Annotated in this window: 2 protein-coding genes; both read right to left on the bottom strand. The window is 73.2% G+C overall.

The genetic code is table 11. From position 1 onward, the window contains the following. Positions 1 to 1817: type I polyketide synthase (locus IE249_RS35045; RefSeq protein ID WP_189711493.1), on the bottom strand; the 1817-nt coding region annotated here is incomplete at its 3' end. A gap of 62 nt (positions 1818 to 1879) precedes the next feature. Next, positions 1880 to 6507 (bottom strand): type I polyketide synthase (locus tag IE249_RS35040; RefSeq protein ID WP_189711491.1); only part of this gene is annotated, 4628 nt, incomplete at its 5' end.

Raw genomic sequence — 6507 nt, 5'->3', positions numbered from 1 at the left:
CGATCGAGGATCGCATCGAGCGCCTCCGCGAACACCGGATACGTCTCGTACAGCTCACGACCCATGCCCGCACGCTGGCTGCCCTGCCCCGAGAACAGGAACGCCACCTTGCCCTCGCCCGTGACGCCCTGGACCGCGCCGGGCGGTGTGTCGCCGGCGGCGAGTGCGCTCAGGTCGCGCAGGAGGGTGTCGCGGTCCTCGCTGAAGAGGACGGTGCGGTGGTCGAGCGCGGCGCGAGTGGTCGCGAGCGAGTGGCCGAGGTCGAGCAGGCCGAGGTCGTCGTCGTCCGTGACGCGGCGGTGCAGCCGCTCGGCCTGCGCGGGCAGCGCCTCGGCGCTGTGCGCGGACAGCAGCAGGGGCACGGGCTGCCGACGGGTGCCGGGGCTGACCCCCGCCTGCTCGTCCGCTGACTCGGCAGGAACCTCGACGGGAGCCTGCTCGATGACCGTGTGCGCGTTGGTGCCGCTGACGCCGAAGGAGGAGACGCCCGCGCGGCGCGGCTGCCCGGTGTGCGGCCACGGCTGCGCCTCGGTGAGCAGTTCGACCTGGCCCGCCGTCCAGTCGACGTTGGTGGTCGGCCGGTCGACGTGGAGGGTCGGCGGGAGCACTCCGTGCTCGATGGCCTTGACCATCTTGATGATGCCCGCGACGCCCGCGGCCGCCTGCGTGTGCCCGATGTTGGACTTGATGGAGCCCAGCCAGAGGGGCCGGCCGTCGGGCCGGTTCTGGCCGTAGGTGGCCATGAGGGCTTGGGCCTCGATCGGGTCGCCGAGGGTCGTGCCGGTGCCGTGCGCCTCGACGGCGTCGACCTGGGCGGGGGTGAGGCCGGCGTTGGCCAGCGCCTGGCGGATGACCCGCTGCTGGGCGGGCCCGTTGGGCGCGGTGAGGCCGTTGCTCGCGCCGTCCTGGTTGATGGCGGAGCCGCGGACGACGGCGAGCACGGGGTGGCCGTTGCGGCGGGCGTCGGACAGCCGCTCCACCAGCAGCATGCCGACGCCCTCGCCCCAGCCGGTGCCGTCGGCGCCGTCGGCGAAGGGCTTGCACCGCCCGTCGGGGGCGAGTCCGCGCTGCCGACTGAACTGGACGAACGAGCGCGGGCTCGCCATCACGGTCACACCGCCGGTCAGAGCGAGGGTGCACTCGCCGTTGCGCAGCGCCTGCACGGCCAGGTGCAGGGCGACCAGCGAGGCCGAGCAGGCGGTGTCGACGGTGACCGCGGGCCCTTCCAGGCCGAAGGTGTAGGAGAGCCGGCCGGAGACGACGCTGGCCGCGTTGCCGGTCATCAGGTAGCCCTCGACGCCCTTGGGCACCTGCTGCAGGATCTCCGGGTACGTCTGGCCGTTGGTGCCGACGAACACGCCGGCGCGGCTGCCGCGCAGGGTCGTCGGATCGATGCCGGCCCGCTCGAACGTCTCCCACGCGGTCTCAAGCAGCAGCCGCTGCTGGGGGTCCATGCCGAGGGTTTCGCGTGGGCTGATGCCGAAGAACGCGGCGTCGAAGCGTCCGGCGTCGGTGAGGAAGCCGCCCTCGCGGGTGTAGCTGGTGCCCTGCTGGTCGGGGTCCTCGTCGTAGAGCGACTCGATGTCCCAGCCGCGGTCGGTGGGGAACCCGGATATCGCGTCGCCACCGGAGGCCACGAGCCGCCACAGGTCCTCCGGAGACTCGACGCCTCCGGGGAACCTGCAGCTCATGGCGACGATCGCGATCGGCTCAGGTTCCTGCGACTCGACCTCGCGAAGGCGTTGCCGTGTCTGGTGCAGATCGGCCGTTACCCGCTTGAGGTAGTCGAGGATCTTGTCCTGATCCGCATCCGCCATTGGAACCTCACCCATGCTTCTCGTCACGAACGACGCGCTGCCAGTGCGCGCACGCTGTAGTGCTAAATTCCGAGCTCGTTCTCGATGAAGGCGAACACCTCGTCGGGCGTGGCCTCCTGGAGCCGGCCCGTCACCGCTTCGCCGTCCGGCACGGACCCGGGCTCGGCCGCGTCCCACTTCGCCAGCAGGGCCCGCAGCCGGGCCGTGATGTCGGTCCTGGTCGGCGCGTCGGGGTCGAGGACCGACAGCACCGACTCCAGCCGTTCCAGTTCCGCGACGCCGGGCGCCGCCGCTGCCGCGCCGCCGTCCTGTGTGATCTCGGCGCGCAGGAAGTCGGCCAGCGCGGCCGGGGTCGGGTGGTCGAAGACCAGCGTGGCCGGCAGGCGCAGCCCGGTCGCCGCGTTCAGCCGGTTGCGCAGTTCGAGCGCGATCAGGGAGTCGAAGCCGAGCTCCTTGAAGGCCCGGGCAGCCCCGACCTCCGCCGTCGAGGGGTGGCCGAGCGCGGCCGCGGCCTGCGTGCGGACCAGTTCGAGGACCACGAGGGACTGTTCCGACTGGGACATGCCCGCGAGCCGCTGCCGCAGCGCCTGCGCCGCGGACCGGGCGCCGTCGCCGTCCGCGCCCGTCGCCGCGTCACCCGCCTCCGTGCTCCGCGCGAGCCGTCGCAGTTCGGGCAGGTCGCCGATGAACGGGCTGGGCCGTACTGCGGTGAAGCCCGGCGCGAAACGTTCCCACTGGATGTCGGCGACCGCGACCGCCGTCTCGTCGTGGTCCAGGGCCTGCCGCAGCGCGCGCAGCGCGAGCCGCGGCTCCATGGCCGGTACGCCGCCCCGCTCCAGCCGGTCGCCCACGGCGCCGTCCGCGGCGAGGCCGCTTTCACCCCAGCGTCCCCAGGCGATCGAGGTGGCGGGCAGTCCGGCGGCCCTGCGGTGTTCGGCCAGGGCGTCCAAGTAGGCGTTGGCCGCCGCGTAGTTGGCCTGTCCGGCGTCGCCGAGGGTGCCGGCCACTCCGGAGAACAGTACGAAGGCGGAGAGGTCGAGGTCGCGGGTCAGCTCGTGCAGGTTGCGGGCCGCGTCAGCCTTGGGCGCGAGCACGGTGGCGAAGCGGTCCGGCGTCAGCGCCTCGACGACCCCGTCGTCCAGTACGCCGGCCGCGTGGACGACCGCGGTGAGCGGCCGGTCGGCGGGCACGGCGGAGGCGAGGAGCTCGGCGAGGGCGGCTCGGTCGGCGACGTCGCAGGCCGCGATGGTCACCTCGCTGCCCAGGGCGGTGAGTTCGTCGCGGAGTTCGCCGGCGCCGGGGGCGTCGGGGCCGCTGCGGCTGGTCAGCAGCAGGTGCAGCGGGGCGGTGCCTTCACAGTCCGCGCTGCGGGCGAGCCAGCGGGCCACGTGCGCGCCCAGGGCACCCGTGCCACCGGTGACCAGTACGGTCCCCTCGGGCCGCCAGTCACGGACGGGCCTCGCCTCCGCGAGGGAGGCGCGGACCAGCCGTCGTGCGTAGACCCCGGTGGGCCGGATCGCCAACTGGTCCTCGCCGCCGACGGCACCGGTCAGTACGGCGGCGAACCGGGTCAGCGACCTCTCATCGGGGCTGCCGGCGGGCAGGTCGACGAGTCCGCCCCAGCGCTCCGGGTGCTCCAGGGCCGCGGTGCGGCCGAGCCCCCACAGCAGCGCCTGCTCCGGGTCGTGGACGGTGTCCGCACCGCTCACCGACACCGCGCCCTGCGTGGCGCACCACAGCGGGGCGTCGACTCCGGCGTCCCCCAGGGCCTGCAACAGGGCGAGCGAGGCGTGCAGCGCGTGCGGGTGCGGAGCGGCCGCCGGCAGCGCGAGCACGCCCGCGACAGCGACGGCCGTCTCCGTCTCTCCCGTCGTCTCTTCGCGGAGACGGTCCGCGAGCACCTTGCGCTCGAGATGGGACGCGCCGAGAACCAGTGTGCGTACGGCGGCTCCGCGCTCGGTGAGCATCCGGCTCGCGGCGGCGGCCCACTCGCCCTCCGCCGCGGCCTCGGGCACCACCAGCAGCCAGGTGCCGGTCAGCCGCCCGGGACGTTCCTCGGCGAGCGGCTTCCAGGTGACGCGGTAGCGCCAGCCGTCGACCGTCGAACGGTCACGGCTCTGCCGCCGCCAGGACGACAGCGCGGGCAGCACCGGGCCCAGGGGCTCCTTGTCCGGCAGTTCGAGCGTCTCGGCCAGGGACTCCAGGTCCTCGCGCTCGACCGCCTCCCAGAACAGGGCGTCGGCAGGGTCGGTGGAGACCACGGGAACCGTCTCCGGCGAAGACGCCTCGGGCCAGTAGCGCTGGTGCTGGAAGGCATAGGTGGGCAGGTCGACGCGGCGGGCGCCGGTACCGGCGTAGACGGCCTTCCAGTCCACCGGGATACCCCCGACGAACGCCTCACCGAGCGAGGTCAGGAACCGCTCCGGGCCACCGTCGTCCCGGCGCAACGTGCCCACCACCGCCGCCTGACGGCCGGCGTCCTCAGCCGTCTCCTGCACCGCCATGGCCAGCACCGGATGCGCACTGCACTCGACGAACGCACCGAAGCCCTGCTCCAGCAAAGTCCTCACCGCACCATCGAGTTCCACCGTACGGCGCAGGTTCTCGAACCAGTACGACGCCGACAGCTCCGGACCCTCCACCCACTCACCGGTGACGGTGGAGAAGAACGGAACCCGCGCGGACCGCGGAGTCACACCCGCCAGAAGATCCAGCAACTCCTCCCGGAGGAGATCGACCTGGGCGGAGTGGGACGCGTAGTCCACCGGCACCCGCCGGGCCCGCACCCCCTCCGCCTCACAGGCGGCCAGCAGCTCGTCCAACGCCTCCGGCTCACCGGAGACCACCACCGACGACGGCCCGTTCACGGCCGCCACGGAGATACGCTCCTCACCCCAGGCGGAGATCCTCTCCCGCACCACCGCCACGGGCAGCGCGACGGACACCATGCCACCCAGGCCGGCCAGCACACGCCCGATCGCCTGACTGCGCAGCGCCACCACGCGTGCCGCGTCCTCCAGGCTGAGGACACCGGCGACGCACGCGGCGGCGATCTCGCCCTGCGAGTGGCCCACCACAGCGGCCGGTTCCACGCCTGCCGAGCGCCACAGCTCGGCCAGGGAGACCATCATCGCGAACAGGGCGGGCTGGACCACGTCCACCCGGTCCAGCGACGGCGCACCCGGCACCTGCCGCAGCACATCCACCAACGACCAGTCCGTGAAGGGGTCCAGCGCCGCCGCGCACTCATCGATCCGGGCAGCGAACACGGGTGAAGCGTCCAACAACGCGGAGGCCATGCCTACCCATTGCGACCCCTGTCCGGGGAACAGGAACACCCCCTTGCCCCCCGTTCCCGACCCCTGCACCAGCCCGGCCACGCCGCGTTCCTCGGCCAGCGCGCGCAGTCCGGTCAAGAGGTCGGTGCGGTCGCGGCCGATCACCACGCCCCGGTGGTCGAGCACGGAACGGGTGAGCGCGAGGGAGGTGCCGACGTCGGCCGGCTCGAGGTCGCCGTGCGCCTCGATGTGCTCCAGGAGCCGCTGTGCCTGGTCGCGCAGCGCCGTCTCGGTCCTGCCGGAGATCACCCAGGGCAGCGCGGTGCCGTCCGCGAGCAGGGGCCGGGTGGCTTCCCCGGTCGGCTCACCTGAGGGCTGCACCGGCTCCGTGTCGTTCTGCGGGGCCTCTTCCAGTACGGCATGGGCGTTGGTGCCGCTGAATCCGAAGGAGGACACGGCGGCCCTGCGCGGACGGCCGGTCTCGGGCCACTCGGTGTTGCGCGTCAACAGCTCGATGGCCCCGGAGGACCAGTCGACGTGCGGGGTCGGCTCGCTGATGTGCAGGCTCGGCGGAAGGACGCCGTGCCGCATCGCCAGCACCATCTTCATCACACCCGCCACACCCGCGGCGGCCTGGGCGTGACCGATGTTGGACTTGATCGAACCCAGCAGCAGCGGGCGTTCCTCGTCCCGGCCCTGCCCGTAGGTGGCCAGGAGCGCCTGCGCCTCGATCGGGTCGCCCAGACTCGTGCCCGTGCCGTGCGCCTCCACCGCGTCCACATCGGCGGCCGACAACCGGGCGTTGGCGAGCGCCTGACGGATCACCCGCTGCTGCGACGGACCGTTGGGAGCCGTGAGGCCGTTGCTCGCACCGTCCTGGTTGATGGCGGAGCCGCGCACGATCGCGAGGACCGGGTGGCCGTTGCGACGCGCGTCCGACAGCCGCTCCACCAGGAGCAGGCCGACACCCTCGGCAGGGGTGAAGCCGTCCGCGTCGGCCGAGAAGGCCTTGCAGCGGCCGTCCGTGGAGAGGCCGCGCTGACGGCTGAACTCGATGAAGGTGCCGGGGGTCGACATGACCGTCACACCGCCGGCGAGGGCCAGCGAGCACTCGCCACTGCGCAGCGCTTGCACCGCCATGTGCAGGGCGACCAGCGAGGCCGAGCACGCGGTGTCCACCGTCACGGCCGGACCCTCCAGCCCGAACGTGTAGGCGACGCGGCCGGATACGACGCTGCCGGCCGTGCCCGTGGCCAGGTGGCCCTCGTAGCCGGCGTCGGAGGCCTGCATGACCAGGGAGTAGTCGGACCCGTTGGTGCCGACGAACACACCGGCCTGGCTGCCGCGCAGGGTGGCCGGGTCGATCCCCGCCCGTTCGAACGCCTCCCAGGAGGTCTCCAGCAGCAACCGCT

This window comes from Streptomyces anandii JCM 4720, from assembly GCF_014650655.1.
GTDB classification, from domain to species: Bacteria; Actinomycetota; Actinomycetes; order Streptomycetales; family Streptomycetaceae; genus Streptomyces; species Streptomyces anandii.
The sequence above is the reverse complement of the archived record's forward strand: the minus strand, read 5'-3'. Positions and strand labels throughout refer to the sequence as shown.